Consider the following 19510-nt stretch of genomic DNA (forward strand, 5'->3'; position numbering starts at 1 on the left):
AAAATATTCCCTTTAAAAGTCTTATTTTTGTGGACTTTTTGGGCGACCTGTATCATCCGTCGCTCAACTGAATAATATTTATGTTAGATAAATTAGAAGCAATACACCAACGCTGGAAAGACGTTGAAGGCGAGCTAAGCAGTCCGGACGCGATGGCTGATATGAAGCGTTTTGCCCAACTGAACAAAGAATATAAAGATTTAGCTAAGATAGTTGACGAGTATAATATTTATCGCAACATCATGAGCAACATTGATACCAACAAAGATATACTTGCGACTGAAAAGGACCAGGAGTTTCGCGAAATGGCGAAAGAAGAATTGGACACCCTGCTGAAACAACAGGAGGAAATGGAAGAGAAAATACGCCTGATGCTTATTCCCAAGGATCCCGAAGACTCAAAGAACGCGATTATTGAGATACGCGGTGGCACCGGAGGCGATGAAGCCGCGCTTTTTGCCGGCGACTTGTACCGGATGTACATCCGCTACTGCGAAAAACGTGGCTGGCGCACAGAATTGGTAGATTATACCGAAGGCACATCTGGCGGATACAAAGAAATTGTGTTTAACGTACTGGCAGAAGATGCTTACGGCACGCTTAAGTTTGAATCGGGTGTACACCGTGTGCAACGTGTACCTGATACCGAAACACAGGGCCGTGTACATACATCTGCCGCATCAGTTGTTGTACTGCCTGAGGTTGACGAGTTTGATATAGAGTTACATGCCGCCGATATACGTAAGGACCTGTTTTGCGCGTCAGGTCCCGGCGGCCAGTCGGTAAACACCACTTACTCCGCAGTGCGGTTAACACACATTCCTACTGGCATTGTAGCGCAATGCCAGGACCAAAAATCGCAGTTAAAAAACTTTGATAAGGCCTTACAGGTGCTGCGTTCAAGGGTATATGAAATGGAACTGCAAAAGCATCTTGAAGAAACTTCAAAAAAACGTAAAACCATGGTGGCTACCGGCGACCGTTCTGCTAAAGTACGCACCTACAATTACCCACAGGGCCGTTTAACTGAGCACCGCATTGGTTTAACTATTTATAACCTTCCGGGTGTTTTAAATGGCGATTTACAGGAGATAATGGAAGCATTGCAATTTGCTGAAAACGCTGAAAAACTGAAGGAAGGCACCGTGGCTTAAATTCGTAAATATCCTTAGAAGTGCTTTAAGTTTTTTCGGACGGTTTAATCCCTTGCCGGGGACGACTGATTTCGTTTCATTTTATTTTCATGTAGCCATATTAATTTAGCTTTTGAATAAAAGTGTTTTGCAGGATACTTTAATATTATCAGGCAAAGCTAAGTTGTAAGTTAAATTTGTAAGCTATGGTTATGCTGGCAATAAAAAGTCTGGTAAATGACAACTTAACTGTGTACAGGCACAGCACAATGCTGATGGGTGACCGGTTTGAGATCAGTGTAACAGGTGACAACCCGGCGTGGGCAACTCAACGCATCAACGACGCGATAACAGAGATTAATCGTGTTGAAAAATTGCTTAGCACTTTTGGCGACGATAGCAACATTAACCAGATAAACCGCAACGCGGGCATACAACCAGTTAAAGTAAATGCTGAAATATTCAGGCTGATTGAACGCTCGCTGCAAATAGCAGAGCTTACTCACGGTACTTTTGATATTACTTACACCACATCTCAAAAAAGCTCAACGGTAAATTACAAAAATATAGTGCTTGACGCGGGTGCCCAAACCGTATTTTTAAAAGAAGAAGGTATGCGGATTAGTTTTGCGGCTATAGCCAAAGGGTATGCTGCTGACAGGGCTAAATACGTTTTGCAGTTGCAGGATGTGCGCAGCGGCGTTATTAACGCCGGTGGCGACTTACTGGCATGGGGACTTCAGCCCGGCGATGAGCCATGGACTGTTGGTACCGCCGACGTTGAACAGGCCACCAAACCATATTCACACGTTAACATCAGTAATATGGCGTGGACAACCTCGGTTAATTCAAATAAATACACTGCAATAAATACAGGAAAATTACCCGGTGCCATTGATAATGATAACGGGTTTAAAGTAAGCGCTGTACATAGTGTGAGCGTACTTGCGCCTACTGCAGAACTAGCCGACGCCATAGCAACGCCATTGCTGCGCATGGGAATAAATGGCGGCTTGTATTTGATTAATAAACTTAACCAGGTAGCTTGCTTTATCATTGATGATAATAGCCGCATATACCCTTCAAAAGACATCGCGGTTAAGTAAAGCGTTTTACATCCTTCTTAACTCATGTTATCACGGTGCCTTTTAAATTTACAGGCATACCTTAAAACAGTTAGGCCCTTAGTTTTACTGTATAATAACGATATTTGAAATTACTTTACGCTATTCGTATACATGATAAAACGGCTCTGCTATATTATATTCATATTGATGCTGGTGCCGTTTTTATCGTTCGCAGCAACTAAAAAAAAGCATTTTCATTTAATTTTAACTGATTATAACCTAGGTTTGCGTTCTGTTACACAAACCAGGGCCGATACGGTTATTAATAAACGATCAAAAAAGCAGCGAGAAGAGGACGAGAAAAACAAGATAAAGGAAATTGCTAAAGCCAAAAAGCAGTTAAAACCTGAAAAAGTAACTGACAACGAAGATAAAAGCAAGAAACGTAGGCAGCGCCGGCCCGAGGGGATGGAGCGTCCGCCTGAAATTATTCGCAGAAATGGCGGTTAATAACTTTCACACGATGACGAAATATTCCGGCTTACTCCTATTTATATTGTTTAGTGTAGTTACACGTGCTGCTGTAATTGAGCCGCGGCATGTATTAATTCCGTCAAAACCGGCATCAGATAGTGATACCGTTGTCCGTAAAAGGTCGGTATCAGTTGGGGTAAGTTATGGCAACGATGCGATATTTTTTGGCCGTGTGGGCCCGGTTAAATATCCTTATGTAACTACTGATGTTGTGTATAACGATAAGTCGGGCTTGTTTATTTACGGCTCGGGGTTAAAAGTTTTGGGTTACAAGCCTGTGTTTGATGAGGTGGATATTGGTGGCGGTTATTTTTATAAGTTTAATAAAAAGTTTTCAGGCGCCATTAGCTATACCCGCTTTATTTTTAATAATGATGCGCGCATTATAAAGTCGGCATCGTCTAATGATATTAACTTTAAAAACACATACGACTGGAAATACCTTCGCTCAAGCGTGGTAATGGATTTTTTGTTCGGTAAATCGCACGACTTTTTTGTAACCGTAAGCAATGGCAAGCGCTTTGAACCTGATTGGAGCATATTTACAGATAGCGATTATCTTACTTTCAACCCGTCATTTAATATAATTTTTGGCACGCAAAATTTCGTTAATAAATACTCTCAGGACAGGTTTTACCTGGCCAACCGCGATAAAGTTTTTTCATCAGACATGCTTACCCGTAACAACGGCAGGTTTACAGTTTTAAATTATTACTTGAAAGTTCCGGTAGCGTACAACACACCGCATTTTACTTTGGAGGCTTCGTACCGTTATTCCATCCCGGTGAATGTGGAAAATGCTTTGCAAAACAGGCACGCGTCGTTTTTAAATTTAACCTTTTATTATTTGTTCTATTAGGTATGAATGTATTAATCATAGAGGATGAACGATCGCTGGCGAGAGAGGTAGAAATCTTTTTAAATAACTACAATTATATATGTGAGATTTGTTATAACGGCAAATCTGCATCTGAAAAAATTGCGGTTAACCTGTACGATTTTATTTTGATTGATCTTGGCCTGCCTGACTATGACGGGCTTGATTTGCTGCGTGAGGTTAAGGCAATCAATTCTGAAGCTGCATGTATTATACTTACGGCACGTGCCGAGGTGAAAGACCGTATTACAGGGCTTGACCTTGGTGCAGATGATTATTTACCAAAGCCCTTTTCGCTGCTTGAATTGCAGAGCCGCATGCAGGCTATAACCCGCCGTAAATTTGGCCTTAAACAAAACACTGTTACACTAGGCGACTTTTTCATTAATCTTACCGAACGTACCATAAGCTATAACGGCGCGGTTATAAACACCATCACAAAAAAGGAATTTGACCTTATAGCGTATATGATATTGCATAAAAACCGTACCCTTACACGTACGCAGTTGAGTGAACATATATGGGGTAGTGTAGTGAATGATGATTATGATTCAAACTACATTGACGCACACATCAAAAATATCCGAAAAAAATTAAATGTTTATGCACCGCCGCATTGGCTTGAAACCATGCGCGGCCTGGGTTATAAAATTACCGTTAACACTTAAGCGTTGAAGTTAAATACTAAACTCACCCTGTTTAACACCATATCAAAACTGGTGATAGTGGTGTTGTTTGTATTGTTACTACCCTTACTTATTACCCGTATAAACCAAAGCTATACTGATAGTAAGCTTGTTAAACAGAAGGATAAGGTACTGCAAATTGTAAAAACGCTTGGCATTGGTAATTATATAACCGATGGCGAAAGTTACGGCAGCTATACCCTACTTAAAGAAGAATACGTTAGCCTTGACGAAGTTACCCCTGATCAGTTTTTAGACACTATACAGAACGAGCGCCGCATAGTGGAAGGCGACACTATAGAGTATCGCATACTTAGTCATACGTTTAGTGTAAATAATAACAACTACCTGCTCGAGGTAGGCAAAAGTGTTGATACGCTCAACGAAACCAGCAGCGCGCTGCAAAGCATAGCCTTTGTTATATTGGTGAGTATGATACTGCTTACCATACTGGCCGACCAATTTTACTCGAGTTATGTATTGCGGCCATTGCGGCAAATTATAAAAACCAAACTCGTAGGCAACCGATTCCCCTCGTTCGGGTCATACAGGCGCGTTCGTACGTCAACAGCGGATTTCCAACACCTGGACCTGAGTATTCACCGGATGATAGAAACCATAGCTGATAAATTTCAGAAAGAGCGGGAGTTTATTTCTAATGCGTCGCATGAATTAATGACACCGATATCTATCCTTCAATCAAAAATTGAGAATATGTTTGATGAAGAGGATATAGCGGACGAGTTAAAGGTAAAACTGCTGGAGATGCAAAGGATACTCAATCGTTTAAAAAGTATTACTAAAACTTTGCTGCTGATATCACAAATTGAAAATGAACAGTTTATAAAAGAAGACGAGGTGAACCTGCATGCCTTGCTGGAAGAAGTGTACGAAGAAATTAGCATTCGCATCGAAGAAAAAGATATACATTTTGCCATGCATCTATCGCCGCAAACCCGGCTGCACAACGTAAACAGATTTTTACTATTCAACTTGTTTTTCAACCTGATAAATAATGCCATAAAGTACAACCGCGAAGGCGGCCAAATAACCATTAAAGAAGAGTTAAATAACAATGCTGTAACCATCAACATTGCTGATACGGGCATTGGCATACACGCCGATGAACTGCCTTATATTTTTAACCGTTTCAAAAAATTCAAACGCTCTTTACAACAGGATAGCTTTGGCCTGGGGCTCCCTATTGTTAAATCAATAGCTGGATTTCATAATATTAAAGTTGAAGTTGAATCACAAAAGGATATAGGGAGTACATTCAAGTTAATTATACCTGCCTCCATTATCAAAAAACACGATTAATACGTTACTGTAAGTGTACTAAATACCAGCCATGTAAATATACCATCGCAAAGCAGGCTGAATGTAATACGACGTTTAATTTCCTAAATATTAAAAAATTATTGCGGGAGTATTATCTGGGCGGCATTACGGATAATAAATATTTTTAAACCTTTTTGGCACTGGCTTTGTCAATATAAGTATATCATTTAACCAGATCATTTACTACGATGAAAACTTTAAAAACTAAAATAGCTACTTATAGCATAGCTATAGCAACACTGGGTGTATTAGCATCAGGTTGCGACTCCATGACAAAAACACAAAAAGGCGCGGCCATTGGCGCCGGTGCCGGTGGTACAGTGGGCGCATTTATTGGTAAAGCTGCCGGAAATACTGCGTTGGGTGCGATAATTGGCGGTGCAGTAGGAGGTACAGCAGGTGCTTTTATAGGACGTAAAATGGACAGGCAGGCTGCCGAAATAAAACAAACCGTGCCGGGAGCTACTGTAACTCGTGAAGGGGAAGGTATTATAGTGAAATTTGACTCCGGCATTTTATTCGACGTAGATAAAACTGCTTTAAAGTCTGCAGCGCAAACCAACCTCGAAAATTTAGCGGCATCGCTAAAAAGCAATCCGCAAACCAATATCTCAATAATTGGCCATACAGATAATACCGGTTCTGATACGTATAACCAGGATCTGTCTGTGCGCCGTGCCCAGGCGGTTAAAACATTTATCACTGCAAACGGCATTGATGGCTCTCGCTTAACTACCGTAGGCAAAGGTGAAGGTGAGCCTATAGCGGACAATACATCCGCGGACGGCCGTGCACAAAATCGCCGCGTAGAAATTGTTATAGTAGCAAATGAGGCTTTAAAACAGGAAGCTAAGGCTGCACAATAAGCCCTGCATATTACTTTAACGTTTATTGCATATAAACAAAAGCCGGTTAGCAGCCGGCTTTTTTGTACATATAAATCTCATAAAATTTAATTATCTGGCCTCAATTCGTTGATTGATAAAAAAACAGGTATTTTTGTATATGCTTAAAAGGATGGGGATATTGGCCATTACATTACTGTACACTTGTACAGTATTTGGCTTTGCCCTAAACTTTCATTATTGCGGCGGTAAAGTAGCATCGGTAAAAATTGACAGTCCTGCCAAAAAATGCATGCCTGATGCAGCCAAACAAATGAAGTGCTGCAAGGATAAACAAGTGGACATCAAGGTTAAAGATGAACACCAGGCTGAAAAATCTCAATCGTTTCTGGCCAAATTGTTTGCATTTGATATACCGGCATTACCTTTTGAAGAATTTCTCTTTTCGGCACAACGGGCTCTTTTTGAAAAAATATTTGACCGTGGCCCACCTGAAAAGCAAGAAAAGAGCATCTCTGTTTTTATAAAAAACTGCACCCTCCGTATCTGATTAAAAATTAATAGCCTGAACTTATCGTGCGGAATTACCGTGCCCTATTTTTTTACTTATTAATTTTTGATAATCATGAAAACATTAAAAATATTTTTAGCCTTTATGGCTATATCTGTGGCAACTGCCAACGCTCAATTTACATCCGCTGAATTACAAGTTAGCGGCCTGACATGCTCAATGTGTTCAAAAGCCACCGAAAAATCATTAAAAACACTGGACTTTGTAAGCAGTATAAAACCAGACCTGAACCGGAATATCTTTATGATAACCTTTAAAAAGAATGTGCCGGTAAATTTTGACAAATTGAGCAACAAGGTACAAAGTGCAGGCTTTTCTGTAAACAACCTAAAAGCCGTATTCAATTTTAACAACGTCAAGCTTACCAATGACATCTTCCATTACGCAGGCTATAGTTTCCATTTGGTTAACGCAGCTAACAAGCTTCCAAATGGCCCGATAGCTGTTACATTTGTTGATAAAGGTCTTGCTCCATCATCACTGGCTAAAAAATATCATGGCCAAAAGCCAGAAGTACCTAATACCAAAAAGGTTTACTGCGTAGCGATATAGTTGGATATTAAATTGATATAAACAATAATGTGGCAATCTTACCTCCCGCGGGTGAGATTGCCACATCATTGTGATAAATCCTTTAAACGCTTCAGATGAAAATATTAATATCAACAACAGTGCTGCTGCTTATTGTAGGTGCAGTGTATGGCCAGGAATTATATGTTAATACCGAACCAGCCAGTAATATGGCAACAAGATCATTAGGTATAAGATTAGAAAACCAGGGGTTTTTCCGGCCACAGTATAAAAATCGCAGCACGCTGGAGCTGATGTATGGGGCGAGCAAGGAGCTAATGGTTCACGGTTCATTATACATGTCAAACCTTTATCAACAAAGTCAAAAGCTGGAGGGCGGAAGTCTGTACGCTAAATACCGGTTTTTATCAATTGATACCGTACACAAACATTTTAGGGGCGCTGCTTTTATAAAGGCAGCCAGTATAAACAACCCTTTAGTAAACCAGGAAATATCATTGGAGGGCGACAACACAGCATTGCAAACCGGCGTGGTATTCACGCAACTGTTGCATAAACTGGCCTTGTCCGGCTCGGCAAGTTATCTGCGTGCATTTGATAACGGCAACGGACATAAATTCCCTGAGGCAAACGCACGTAACAGTTTGGGTTATACCCTATCGGCAGGTTATTTACTATTACCCAAACGCTATGAAAATTATGACCAGGTGAATGTTAACCTTTATGTGGAATTGCTGGGTAAAACCAACCCTGGTTACGCGCAAAGTTACCTGGATATAGCGCCTGCGTTACAATTTATCTTTAACAGTGTTTTTCGTGTCGACGTCTCCTACCGTACTCCACTTTACAACGCTATGCGCCGCAATAGCATGAATATGTATTTAGTAAGGCTTGAGTATAATATATTTGGGTTATAGCCTGTGCAAACGGGCTATTATTCAACAGATACGGTTAGTCCCTCCTGCTGTAATATTTTGCGGTAAATCTCCATTTCTGTAAATGATCCTTCAAGTACAGCACACTTACCTTCATTATGTACTTTCCAGGCAATCTTCTCTGCTTGCGATTCTGAGTAGTCCAGATACTTCATCATGCAGTGAATTACATGGTCAAACGTGTTAAAATCGTCGTTCCATAAAATAAGCCGGTGCATTTCCTTTAGTCCGGCCAGTAACTCTTCAAGTGTAAACGTCTCTTCCTGTACTTCTGTTGGCATAAGTACGCAAATTTACTCAAAAAACCTGTAAGCAAATAAAGGTTTCTATTCTACTTTATACCGGTAAACCAGTCTTCCTAACCTGCCGTCATTGTCAATACCTTCAATAACCACGCGGTATGTTCCCTCACTGCCGGCGTTAAAATATTCAATTGATGCCTTGCCGTTTTTACCAGTTATAATATTAGGGTTCCAGTAAATAGTGCTGCGCATATCGGCAACCTGTACATTAGTCTTCGGATCGTCGTAGCGCGGCGAATAAAAGGTCCGGGCAACGTAATAACCTTTAGGAGTATAACTAATTACACCCGGTGCCGGACGCTTAAGGTAATCATAATTAGATCCACCGCGTCTGGTTGTGATAATAATAACACCGCCGTACCCTTGTGCACCGTATATAGCAGTCCTGCCTATTCCCCGAAGTACTTCAACGGTTTCAACGTCATTAACGTTTAGTACATTCAAGTAATCATCACTTAAATAAACGCCGTCAACCACAATCAGCATCGGTGTATTTATGCCGCGGGTTGAAAAAGCCCTTCCGTTCACAAATCTCACCCCTACCAGTCGCCCTTGCAAACACATATCAAGCCGGAAACAACCCAATGGTAAATCCTTAGCCGTTATCACCTGGTCGGCATTGCCCGAACCGTTCAGATTTGATGAGTTTTTAGCCACTTGCTTCTTTTCAGTAACCTTGACTTCTTTTAACACAATAGTACGTACTCCCATACCTGAGTTTAATTGCGCCGCATACCACTTGCTGCTATATTGCAGATATGCTGAAAAGCCTTCATTCAAGTTGGCACGTATATCCCCCACGTTTTTATTTTTGGCGATTCCCGGGGGCTCTATGTTATCCAGTATAATGTCAACGTTGTTTTTTTTACCATTTGCCGCACTGGCTTGCACCACCATACGCGCGCTATCAGCAAAAACTAAATCCTTAAACCTGAAACGCCCATTCGCATCAGCCACGGTGTCGGCAGAAAATATTCCGCCCGTCGAACTGAAAAGGGTAACTTTTGCGGCTGCAAGCGGTTTGCCTTTTTGTGTAACGGTGCCTGATATATCCAACGTTTTTTCCGGCTGATACCGGCTTGCTGAAAAATTTGCGTTCAATATTGATTTCCACTCAAAACGACGATAGCCCTGCGTTAACATCAATATATCCAGGTTGGCGCGCGTCTGGTCACCGATATTTGTAAAATAGTAGTTCGGCTTTTCAATATAGCCCTTAATATCCGAGGTAAGTAGTATGTCGGTCAGTATCGTATTTTCATTTGCTTCGTCTGCATTGACAATTGTTTCGTTAATAACCGCGGCAGAGAAAGCACCTTCAATCAAACTATCTTTTACGGTAGACGCAGTTATATCCAGCTTAACTTTTTCGCGCTGGCTGTACACCCGTTTAGACGCTGATATGTTCAATTTAAGTAAATCGGGCTGTTGAACAAATATCAAACGCTCGTTCAGCGGCTCGCCAGCTGAAGAAAACAGTGTAAATTGCACAATGCCCGACGGGAACCTGGCTTTTGGTATGGCCGCCATAAAACCCGTACCCCCCGGTTTGGTTTTGGCCGCGTAAAGCAGTTTGCCGCCAGAATGCGCCACCACGCTTAAAGACTCATTACCGGCAACATTGGCCGCAAGTATTCGCAATACTACCCTAGCCGTATCACTGTTATCAACCGATAGAGCATAGCCAGCATCTTTTATAACAGGCAGGGGGACTGTTTTTTGTGAACCATCGGCATAGGTAACCCGGGCGCTGTAAGTACTACCGGCTTGCGGCTGAAATGCAAATACGCCCATCCCCAGGTGTGCACTATTAAAATTTGTTATGGTTTTTCCCGTGCCGTCTTTAATCACACCCTTCACATCCTTACCCAATCCGTCGGCACCCGTAGCTTTGAAAGCAACTTTTGAGCTTATTCCGTTCACCAGGTAACCGCCTTCCGGAAAAAATTGTATATCAACCTCGTCAGACAGCGCTTTGATAACAATGCTTTTAGTGACCTTTTCTTTACCATCAATAGCTATCACTGTTTGCATCCGGGCCAACCCGGTTGATTGAATGGAGTTGTTAGCAAAATTAACGGTCAACTCGCCCTTAGCATTAGTTACCCCTTTACCTTTTTCAACAGAACGGTTATTATTCTCTACCCTGTAACTAACTTCTTTATTGCTATACGGGTTGCCGTTAATATCAGCATAAGTAATAATAGCACTATCTTGCCGCCTACCAGTTTGATTATTATATGTATATTTTGTGCTGGTGTAAACCTTGTTAGCAGCAGCGTTGAGAACAGTAATGGTTTTATCAAAAAAATAATCATCTCCGGCGTTACGCATCCAATTGGTGTAAGCCCGTATACGATAGCTGCCCTCGGCCAGCGTGTCGGGCAGGTTAAAGTCGCCCCAGCCTAAACCACTTGTAAGCGGTAATTTTATTGCCTGCTTAATGCTGTCATCCGAGTTAATAAGTTCAATATTTAAAATCCCGCTTATGGCGCTTAAACGATGTTCGGGGCCAACAGTAACATAAGCTTTAAACCATATATCTTCGCCAGCTGCGTAGTAAGGCTTATCTAAATGAAGATGAACTTTTTCTTGCGGATGCTCACTAAGCCATCTATCAAGCTGTACCGCTACGGTTTTAATAAGTTCGTCATCAACCTTATTAAAGCTTAGCAGTAACGCACCGGCTAAAACCAATAAAACCGCGGATATCTTTTTTTTCATAATAAACCCTAACCCAATCTACAAAAAATGCAGCGGATTTATAAGCCAACACTAAAATACTGAAAAAGGAAGTATCAGAATTTATTCTTCCACATCATACTTTCAACGGGACGGGTGGTTGGGTTATTGTATTTGGCGTTACCCTTTGTGTTGTACATGGTTTCTATATCACCTTCTACAACAAAATATATTAGCTGGCCTATCGGCATCCCAGCATATATGCGAACCGGCTGGGCGCAGGATATCTCAAGTGTCCAGGTGTTGCAAAAGCCTACATCCCCCTTGCCGGCGGTAGCATGAATATCAATACCTAAACGCCCGGTGCTCGATTTACCTTCCAGAAACGGAACATGAGCATGAGTTTCTGTATACTCCATGGTAACGCCCAGGTAAAGGGTGTTAGGTTGTAAAACAAATCCGTCCTTAGGTATTTCAAAAGATGATATTTCATTATGTACTTTGGCATCAAGCACCCTGTTGTTATAAGTTGCCAGATATTTACCCAGGTGCACATCATATGAATTTGTTCCAAGACACTCCCGCTTAAACGGTTCAATAATAATATGGCCTTTGTCTATTTCTTCCAGGATGCGTTTGTCAGATAATATCATGTTCAGGATGTTATCCGGCTAAATTATAATTATTTAGTATAATAGCCAACAGGATAATCAACAAATAACAGGATCATAATTTTTGAATTTTCGCGCTGGCGCGGGGCGATTGTTTGATAACTTTTCCGGTTGAAATACTCTGCTCAAGCTCATGTTTACGGCAGGACTCCGTTATTGCTATTGCCACTAAAATAGTTACCGCTGTAAATATTCTTTTCATTTTAATATAACTGTGATGGTTTTACTTGTATAGACGAAAGGAGCCGCCGTTTCGTTACAGCTGAGGGTAAATAATTGCGTTACAACAACAGCGGATTTTGCTGATTATTGTTACTAATTTTGCAACTTTACTTTATGGCTATAGCATACAGGCAACGCATTGATGATGATACTGAATTTGCCCTTTGGAAAATTGAGGAAACCGCCGATGACCTGTATATGCAACTCCAGTTAAATGACGATGAGAAGGTGGTGGTTGAAAACCTGGGCACCAACAAGCGTCACCTGCATTGGCTAAGCACCCGGGTATTATTGCGCGTTATGCTGAGCACTAATGAGTATATAGATTGCAAAGTAGACAGCCATGGCAAGCCCTACCTGGTTAATCATCCCTATCATATCTCGTTTAGCCACTCGTTTGATTATGCCGCGGTAATGATAAGCCGTAAACATCATGTGGGTATTGATATAGAGCAGGTGAAAGAAAAAGTTGAGCGGATTGCACATAAATTTATGCGTAAACAGGAACTTGACTTTATAAGTGAAAAATATAAGATAGAAGAACTTTATGTATGCTGGTGCATCAAGGAGGCTGTTTACAAATGTTACGGACAAAAGGAAGTATCCTTTTTAGACAATATTTTACTTGAGCCATTTAATTTTGAAGGTCATGGCGTGGTAAAGGCACATTTAAGAAAGGAAAGTATTGCCATTGATTATGAAGTAGGATACCAGCAGTACCAGGATTATATGATAGGCTACGTGATAGAGGAGAATGCATGAAAAATAAAAAGGTTATTTACCAGGATTGGGGATTAACTGATTATAAGGAAGCCTGGGAGAGGCAGGAAAAACTTTTTTCGGAAACCGTACAGCTTAAAACCGATTTGCGTAACAAACGCGCCCTTGAAGGCGATGAAGCCGCCGACTTGGTTGAAACACCCAATTACCTGGTATTTTGTGAACACCCGCATGTATATACGCTTGGCAAAAGCGGCAAGCCCGAACATTTGTTACTGGATGAAAAGGGCCTAAAAGAAAAAAATGCTGTTTATCATCCCATTAATCGCGGGGGCGACATCACTTACCATGGCCCCGGACAGTTGGTAGGCTACCCTATACTTGACCTTGATAATTTTTTTACAGATATACACCTCTACCTGCGCACGCTGGAAGAAGCAGTTATACTTACCCTGGCGCAATTTGACATAAAGGGTGACAGGTATCCGGGCTATACCGGTGTGTGGATTGAACAGGATACGCAACGCGCACGTAAAATATGCGCCATGGGTGTACGCTGCAGCCGTTGGGTAACCATGCACGGCTTTGCCTTTAATGTAAATACCGATCTTGATTACTTCAAAAACATTGTACCCTGCGGCATTGATGATAAAGACGTTACCTCGATGCAAAAAGAATTAGGGAAACAGGTTGATTTACAACAAATAAAAGAAATCCTTAAACATCATATTTCCGTACTTTTTGGTATGGAGATATTGTAATGAGAGTCTTAAATTTACTATTAACGTTATTTATACTATCCGGCTGCGACAAAAAACCGGCTGATGCGATGAGGCATCCCTTGCAGCCCGATACACCAAATGTTGCCGCTTCCAGTTACCTGGCCCTGGGCGATTCATATACAATCGGCCAATCAGTACCGGCATCTGCCAGTTTCCCAAATCAATTGGCTATGCGGTTAAACCAGGCGGGTTACGGTGTTGCATTACCTGAAATTATTGCGCGTACCGGGTGGACCACCGCACAGCTTATTGCTGCCATAAACGGCAGCGGATTAACTAAAAAATACAATATTGTAACCCTTTTAATCGGCGTAAACAATCAATACAACGGCTACGATATCAAAGCCTACCGTAAGGACTTTGTAAAGTTGTTGAACACAGCATTATCATATGCTGACGGTAAGGCATCGCAGGTTTTTGTAGTATCGATACCTGATTATAGTGTTACCCCTTTTGCCTCAGGACTTGATAAGAAAAGAATTGCTGACGAAATTGACCAGTACAATGCCATAGCAAGACAAGAGAGCGAGAAGGCAGGCGTAAGCTTTACCGATATAACACCAATATCCCGTAAAAACGATCCGGCGCTTGTAGCAGACGACGGATTGCATCCATCGGGCAAAATGTATAGTGAGTGGGTGGAGCTGTTGTTACCAAAAGTTTCAGCACAGTTAAAAAAATAATAACCGGGTTAACTTAGACAATTGGCCTTAACATTCAGACAAGCTAATGGGTATGTTCAACGCCAACCCACCGTCTGAAGTTTCCTTGTATTTCGAACTCATATCCTGGGCGGTTTGCCACATGGTTTTTATAACGTTATCGAGGCTTACTTTGGCGTTATCAGGATTAGTTTGCAAGGCCAGTTGCGATGCGGTTATGGCTTTTATGGCCCCCATGGTATTCCGTTCAATGCAGGGCACCTGTACCAAACCGCCAATAGGATCACACGTAAGGCCCAAATGGTGCTCCATGGCTATTTCGGCAGCCATTAATACCTGCCGCTGCGAACCGCCGAGGCACTCTGTCAGTGCGGCGGCTGCCATGGCGGAAGAAACACCAATTTCGGCCTGGCAGCCTCCCATCGCGGCAGATATGGTGGCTCCCTTTTTAAAAATACTACCAATCTCCGATGCTATTAGTAAAAAACGAATGATCTTATCATCGTCAAAGCCATCGCAAAAAACAATGTAATATTGCAGCACCGCAGGTATTACACCGGCGGCTCCGTTAGTTGGTGCTGTAACCACCCGGCCAAAAGATGCATTCTCCTCGTTAACCGCAAGGGCAAAGCAGCTTACCCAATCCAGCGTGTTTTGGAAACCGTTACCTGAACGACGGATTACCTCTACCCATTCGCTGTAATTATTGTAGCCGTTACCTCCCGTTAACCGTTCGTTTAGCCCTTCAGCACGACGGGCTACGTTTAAACCGCCCGGCAAATTTCCGGCCGTGTGGCATCCGCGATACATACAATCGCGCATGGCTTCGAATATTTGCAGCACTCCTTTACGGGTTTCCTGCTCGTTACGCCAGGCCAATTCGTTCTCCATTACCACTTCAGATATTTTAAGACCGGTTTTCATACACCAATGCAACAGATCGCCGGCGGTTTCTACCGGAAAAGGAAGATCGACCTGTGATTTGGCACTTTTTTCTTCTCCGTCGGTAACAACAAAACCGCCGCCGATGGAATAATAGGTACCAGACATAGCTTTACCTGTATTTAGCAGTGCCTGAAATGTTAGTGCGTTGGGATGAAAAGCAAGGCTTTCATTATATAAAAAAAGCACATCCTCCTCCCTGTTGAATGGGATTTGTATCTCGTTACCTAAAATTAATCGGCCACTTTGCGCTATATCTTTTACTTTAGGTTCCACGCGGTCTACCTCAAATGTCACAGGATCATCGCCACTTAGCCCTAGTAATACGGCTATATCAGTACCGTGCCCTTTGCCCGTTTTAGCTAATGAGCCGTATAGTAATATTTTTATGCCTGTTACCAAAGGCAACGCCCCGGCATCCTTCAGCTTTTTCACAAACCGCTGTGCCGCCCGCCATGGACCAAGCGTATGCGAACTTGACGGACCGATGCCAATTTTAAACATGTCAAATACGGATATCTGTTCGCGTTGCATCTGTACAAACTTAGTGATAGTAGTGACAAAAAAATTGATTGAAAGTTTTAATATCTGAAAGTGAATCAATACCTTGAACCTCAAAATAAACCTTTAAATCAATTATGGAACCTAATGAAACATTTGGCCAAGTGCCAAAAATTCGACCTAAGAACTGGCTGGTTGAATCAATTTTAACAACTATTTTTTGCTGCCTGCCATTTGGTATTGCCGGCATCGTAAACGCTAATGCAGTAAACAGCAGATATGACTCTGGAGACTATGAAGGCGCGTTAAGAGCTTCCAAACAAGCTGCCATGTGGACTAAGGTGTCATTTTGGGTTGCTATTGGCTTTTGGGTACTCTACGTGATACTAATGGTGATACTTGGAGTAAGCTTATTTAGCATGGGCCGAGTGTGAGTGTAAGGAAAACCATATACATTGCTTGCGCTGTTGCTGGGTTTTTAGCAATGTGTATGGTTTACTATCTTTTTAATCCCTCAGAACATAGTTTTTTTCCCAAGTGCCCCTTTCGCGTTTTAACAGGATTTGATTGTCCGGGCTGCGGCTCGCAACGGGCCGCACATGCACTTTTGCACGCTGATGTAGTCGGAGCTATTGGTCATAACCTGTTACTGGTGATAAGCATGCCATTGCTTGTGGTGCATTGGGGCTACAAAATTGCTTCGCTAATAAAAAAACAAAAGCTACAATGGCCATTACTCTACCACCGTGCAACACCTAAGGTTGTCTTCGTAATCGTTGTCGCCTTTTGGATCATACGGAACACTACGATATATCCTTTTAATAATTAAATAGTAAAGTCGTTTGCTGAAACCATGTGGCTATAGTCCCTAACAATGGTTTGTAAAAAATGCATATCATCCATTGTGGCAGGTGGTTGTACATTAAGCAACTTTTTTAATCGCTCAGCCATATTAAATACAATAACGGTATTACCGGTTTTGTAGTAGTTGTTTAATACCTCGCTCACAAGCGCAATGTCATTATCTGTTAATTGAACAACTTCATTAAAAACCGGCTGATAATCATCATTAGCGGGTGTAAATACAAGGTTTTGAATCTGGGTGCGCGGTTCAGTTTTTATAAGCGTTGTACCGGCCACTATATCACCCACACGCTGTACGTTTTTAGTACAGGCAGTGCATATAAGGGCAACAGCCCCGCTTGATATGCCAAAATCAACTATCCTAAAAAGCCAGCGCATAAGGTATTGGCTGAAGGATGGGCGTGCGCCATCAAGACTTATCACCCGTATTTTCATTACACGTTTACCAAGGCTTTGCCCGTTAAACAGTGTTTCGCAAGCCAAATCATAAAAAACATATAAAATAACCCAAATTATCATTAACACTACCATAGTGCTACGGTTGTCTATCGCTGCCATTAAAAACAGGCCGAATATCATCGATACTATGAAAATCCCATAGTCAATTACGGTAGCAACAACGCGTTCGCCCAACCCGGCTACCTCGTAATCAATTCCGATATTTTGTGTAGTTTGTATAGTTACCGTCCCCATAGCAAACAAATATAAAATTGTTATTCACTTTTTTGCTTGCGGTTTAAGTTTTTGTGGTTATTTTAAACCGAAATAATACCAGACTAATAAGATGCGTGAGGCCCTCTTTATCAAACAGAACAGCGAAAGATGGAAGGGCTACGAGCAAATTAAAGCTAAAAGCCCGGATGAATTGGCCGAGAGCTTTATCAGCATAACTGACGACCTTGCTTACGCCAAAACATTTTATCCCCGTTCAAACACTACCAAATACCTCAACGGCCTGGCATCACGGTTCCATCAGTCTATTTACAAAAACAAAAAAGAAAAAACCAGCCGGTTTGTAACATTCTGGCGTTTTGAGTTGCCCTTGTTATTTTATAAGCACCGCAAATCCCTGTTATATGCGTTTGCTTTTTTTACAACATTTACGCTCATGGGTGTACTATCGGCAAAATACGATAGTGGCTTTGTAAGACTTATACTGGGAAATGATTATGTCAATCAAACTAATGACAATATAGCCAAAGGTGACCCGTTTGGAGTTTACAAGCAAGCTGATGAATTTACCATGTTCGCAGCTATCGCGGCAAACAATATTTATGTAGAGCTCCGCCTGTTTGTATCTGGTATCTTTTTCTCCGTAGGAACCCTGTATGGGTTATTGCAAAACGGCGTAATGCTGGGTTCGTTCCAGTACTATTTTTTTAGTAAAGGATTAGGTTTACAGTCCGTTTTGGTAATATGGATACACGGGACCCTTGAAATATCGGCCATTATTATTGCCGGCGCAGCCGGGTTAATTTTAGGCAACAGTTTGCTTTTCCCTAAAACATACAAGCGCCTGGTAGCATTAAAAATGGGCGCTAAAGATGGTGTTAAAATAGCTTCAGGTATTATACCGTTGTTTTTGACAGCTGCATTTTTTGAAGGATTTGTAACCCGCCATACCGAAATGCCTGTGTGGCTTAGTATAACTATACTAACCTGCTCATTTGTATTTATTACATGGTACGTAGTACTTTACCCCGCCCTATTAAATAAAAAACTAAACTTAAACACAATAAATAATACTGATGAAACCACATTTTGAGCTGCGCCGGATACGTGACTTTGGCGAAATAATTAGCGACTCTTTTGACTTTTTTAAGCATAATATAAAAGCGCTGGTAAAACCACTGATAGTAATTACCGGATTTTTTTTACTTATAACGGTTATAGCGCATATAATGATGCAAATGAATACCATAACCGTAATGGAAGGCATACGCTCCGGCGACCCGTCTGCGTCACAAAACTCCGTAGTTGATATTTATAAGGGTATGGGGTACTATTACGCGGGAGTTTTGCCATTAATATTAGGCGTATATTTAGTAACCTATAGCTATATGGCAATATCGTTAGAAAAGAAAGATGGCAATAAACCGACCTTGGAGGAAGTTTGGGGTTACTTTAAATATTACTTTTTACGAAGCGCCGGCGCATTTATTATCACAGTTATTTTGTGCGTGGTGGGCACCGTGCTTTGTTTACTACCAGGTATCTACCTTGGTGTTGTGTTAAGCTTACTGCTGCCTGTTATAGTATTTGAAAACGGAAGTTTTAGTTACGCTTTCGGAAAAAGCTTTAAACTTATATCCGGGAACTGGTGGCTTACTTTTGGGGTGATACTGGTTATGGTTATGGTGGTAGGCTTTTCGGGTTCAATAGCCAGTATTCCTATAGCCCTGATTACCTCTTTTAATACATTTTTAAATATAGATACTGCTATAGTGTATCCACTTATCGCTTTGTTAAGCACGCTGATGCACGCCATTATATTAATTGGTTACTCGTTAGTAGCTGTTGCGGTAGCACTGTGTTATTTCAGTTTTACCGAACAAAAAGACGGCACCAGCTTGCTGCAACGGATTGATCAACTTGGCAAGCAAGGCGATGACAATTCTAACTTGCCAACCGAGCAATATTAA

General features: G+C 41.6%; 23 protein-coding genes. 17 read left to right on the plus strand and 6 right to left on the minus strand.

Going from position 1 to position 19510, the window contains the following annotated elements; all coding sequences use genetic code 11:
- The first annotated feature begins 80 nt into the window (after positions 1–80).
- From prfA to DJ568_RS15850, 10 genes are all read left to right on the plus strand, one after another.
- Positions 81–1154, plus strand: a complete 1074-nt coding sequence (gene prfA, locus DJ568_RS15805) for a peptide chain release factor 1 (protein ID WP_114006275.1) — start codon at positions 81–83, stop codon at positions 1152–1154.
- A 191-nt stretch (positions 1155–1345) separates the two neighbouring features.
- The gene (locus tag DJ568_RS15810) at positions 1346–2239 is read left to right on the plus strand and encodes an FAD:protein FMN transferase (protein ID WP_233496705.1); all 894 of its coding nucleotides are present in this window, start codon (positions 1346–1348) and stop codon (positions 2237–2239) included.
- 132 nt (positions 2240–2371) lie between these two features.
- Positions 2372–2710, plus strand: coding sequence for a hypothetical protein (locus DJ568_RS15815; RefSeq protein WP_114006276.1), 339 nt, complete (start codon positions 2372–2374; stop codon positions 2708–2710).
- A 13-nt stretch (positions 2711–2723) separates the two neighbouring features.
- The gene (locus DJ568_RS15820) at positions 2724–3593 is read left to right on the plus strand and encodes a hypothetical protein (protein ID WP_114006277.1); all 870 of its coding nucleotides are present in this window, start codon (positions 2724–2726) and stop codon (positions 3591–3593) included.
- A gap of 2 nt (positions 3594–3595) precedes the next feature.
- Entirely contained in the window at positions 3596–4279 is a 684-nt protein-coding gene (locus DJ568_RS15825) for a response regulator transcription factor (RefSeq protein WP_114006278.1), read from the plus strand.
- A gap of 3 nt (positions 4280–4282) precedes the next feature.
- Complete coding sequence (locus tag DJ568_RS15830) at positions 4283–5617, plus strand: sensor histidine kinase (protein WP_114006279.1); 1335 nt, start codon at positions 4283–4285, stop codon at positions 5615–5617.
- 209 nt (positions 5618–5826) lie between these two features.
- Entirely contained in the window at positions 5827–6504 is a 678-nt protein-coding gene (locus tag DJ568_RS15835; protein WP_114006280.1) for an OmpA family protein, read from the plus strand.
- A gap of 139 nt (positions 6505–6643) precedes the next feature.
- Positions 6644–7033, plus strand: coding sequence for an HYC_CC_PP family protein (locus tag DJ568_RS15840; protein WP_147238781.1), 390 nt, complete (start codon positions 6644–6646; stop codon positions 7031–7033).
- 75 nt (positions 7034–7108) lie between these two features.
- Entirely contained in the window at positions 7109–7606 is a 498-nt protein-coding gene (locus tag DJ568_RS15845) for a heavy-metal-associated domain-containing protein (protein WP_114006282.1), read from the plus strand.
- Between the two features lie 95 nt (positions 7607–7701).
- On the plus strand, positions 7702–8502 hold the full coding sequence (locus tag DJ568_RS15850; RefSeq protein WP_114006283.1) for a hypothetical protein: 801 nt from the start codon (positions 7702–7704) through the stop codon (positions 8500–8502).
- A gap of 17 nt (positions 8503–8519) precedes the next feature.
- Here DJ568_RS15850 and DJ568_RS15855 read toward each other — a convergent pair whose 3' ends face one another.
- The 4 genes from DJ568_RS15855 to DJ568_RS17300 all read right to left on the minus strand — a co-directional run bounded on the left by DJ568_RS15855 (position 8520) and on the right by DJ568_RS17300 (position 12377).
- Positions 8520–8801, minus strand: a complete 282-nt coding sequence (locus tag DJ568_RS15855; RefSeq protein WP_114006284.1) for an ATP-dependent Clp protease adaptor ClpS — start codon at positions 8799–8801, stop codon at positions 8520–8522.
- Between the two features lie 45 nt (positions 8802–8846).
- The gene (locus DJ568_RS15860; protein WP_114006285.1) at positions 8847–11546 is read right to left on the minus strand and encodes a TonB-dependent receptor plug domain-containing protein; all 2700 of its coding nucleotides are present in this window, start codon (positions 11544–11546) and stop codon (positions 8847–8849) included.
- A 74-nt stretch (positions 11547–11620) separates the two neighbouring features.
- A complete protein-coding gene (dcd, locus tag DJ568_RS15865; protein WP_114006286.1) occupies positions 11621–12157 on the minus strand; it encodes a dCTP deaminase in 537 nt (178 codons plus the stop codon).
- 73 nt (positions 12158–12230) lie between these two features.
- Complete coding sequence (locus tag DJ568_RS17300) at positions 12231–12377, minus strand: hypothetical protein (RefSeq protein WP_158534959.1); 147 nt, start codon at positions 12375–12377, stop codon at positions 12231–12233.
- Between the two features lie 134 nt (positions 12378–12511).
- Between DJ568_RS17300 and DJ568_RS15870 the strand changes: the two genes are divergently transcribed.
- Genes DJ568_RS15870 through DJ568_RS15880 form a run of 3 tightly spaced genes read left to right on the plus strand, consistent with a single transcriptional unit; the run spans position 12512 to position 14582 of the window.
- A complete protein-coding gene (locus tag DJ568_RS15870) occupies positions 12512–13159 on the plus strand; it encodes a 4'-phosphopantetheinyl transferase family protein (protein ID WP_114006287.1) in 648 nt (215 codons plus the stop codon).
- Positions 13156–13878, plus strand: a complete 723-nt coding sequence (gene lipB, locus DJ568_RS15875) for a lipoyl(octanoyl) transferase LipB (protein WP_114006288.1) — start codon at positions 13156–13158, stop codon at positions 13876–13878. The genes DJ568_RS15870 and lipB overlap by 4 nt, the downstream gene beginning before the upstream one ends.
- Positions 13878–14582, plus strand: coding sequence for an SGNH/GDSL hydrolase family protein (locus tag DJ568_RS15880; RefSeq protein WP_114006289.1), 705 nt, complete (start codon positions 13878–13880; stop codon positions 14580–14582). The genes lipB and DJ568_RS15880 overlap by 1 nt, the downstream gene beginning before the upstream one ends.
- A 27-nt stretch (positions 14583–14609) precedes the next feature.
- Here the strand turns inward: DJ568_RS15880 and DJ568_RS15885 are convergent, their stop codons facing one another.
- Positions 14610–16037: an L-serine ammonia-lyase gene (locus tag DJ568_RS15885; protein ID WP_114006290.1), complete on the minus strand. Its 1428-nt coding sequence runs from the start codon at positions 16035–16037 to the stop codon at positions 14610–14612.
- Positions 16038–16168: 131 nt separating this feature from the next.
- On the opposite strand from DJ568_RS15885, the gene DJ568_RS15890 reads away from it, so the two are divergent.
- Positions 16169–16438, plus strand: a complete 270-nt coding sequence (locus DJ568_RS15890) for a CD225/dispanin family protein (protein WP_199561009.1) — start codon at positions 16169–16171, stop codon at positions 16436–16438.
- Between the two features lie 56 nt (positions 16439–16494).
- Positions 16495–16833, plus strand: a complete 339-nt coding sequence (locus DJ568_RS17655) for a DUF2752 domain-containing protein (protein ID WP_158534960.1) — start codon at positions 16495–16497, stop codon at positions 16831–16833.
- On the opposite strand, the gene DJ568_RS15900 is transcribed toward DJ568_RS17655, so the two are convergent.
- The gene (locus DJ568_RS15900; protein WP_114006293.1) at positions 16830–17561 is read right to left on the minus strand and encodes an RDD family protein; all 732 of its coding nucleotides are present in this window, start codon (positions 17559–17561) and stop codon (positions 16830–16832) included. The genes DJ568_RS17655 and DJ568_RS15900 overlap by 4 nt on opposite strands.
- A gap of 91 nt (positions 17562–17652) precedes the next feature.
- Here DJ568_RS15900 and DJ568_RS15905 point away from each other — a divergent pair, with 91 nt between their 5' ends.
- Both DJ568_RS15905 and DJ568_RS15910 read left to right on the plus strand, forming a co-directional pair.
- A complete protein-coding gene (locus DJ568_RS15905) occupies positions 17653–18633 on the plus strand; it encodes a stage II sporulation protein M (protein WP_114006294.1) in 981 nt (326 codons plus the stop codon).
- On the plus strand, positions 18617–19510 hold the full coding sequence (locus DJ568_RS15910; RefSeq protein ID WP_114006295.1) for a hypothetical protein: 894 nt from the start codon (positions 18617–18619) through the stop codon (positions 19508–19510). Before DJ568_RS15905 ends, DJ568_RS15910 begins: the two co-directional genes overlap by 17 nt.

This window comes from Mucilaginibacter hurinus, assembly GCF_003324525.1.
Lineage (GTDB): Bacteria > Bacteroidota > Bacteroidia > Sphingobacteriales > Sphingobacteriaceae > Mucilaginibacter > Mucilaginibacter hurinus.